A 418-nucleotide genomic window follows, 5' to 3' on the forward strand; every position below is an offset into this window, starting at 1 on the left:
CAGGGTGCGTACCTCGTCCGCCGGCAGTGGTACCGACACCATGCCCCCACGGCCCGTCAGTGCCGTGATCGCCCGGCTTCTCAGGGCGACCACCCGTGCACCGTCCTCCAGTGACAGCGCGCCCGCCACCACCGCGGCGGCGATCTCGCCCTGTGAATGCCCCACCACCGCGTCCGGACGCACACCCGCCGACTCCCACGACGCGGCCAGCGACACCATTACCGCCCACAGGACGGGCTGGACCACGTCCACCCGGTCGTAGGCGCCCGAGCGGACCATCTCCGACAGCGACCAGTCCACGAACGGTGCCAGAGCACGCTCGCACTCCTCGAACCGTGCCGCGAACACCGGCGACGACTCCAGCAGCTCCACCGCCATACCCGGCCACTGCGAACCCTGCCCCGGAAAGACGAACACC

At 70.8% G+C, this 418-nt stretch carries 1 protein-coding gene; it reads right to left on the reverse strand.

All coding sequences use genetic code 11. The annotated features are described in order from the left end of the window. Positions 1-418: acyltransferase domain-containing protein (locus tag KUM32_RS29735; protein WP_217145075.1), on the reverse strand; the 418-nt coding region annotated here is incomplete at both ends.

The sequence above is a fragment of the Streptomyces sp. AC627_RSS907 genome (assembly GCF_019049165.1).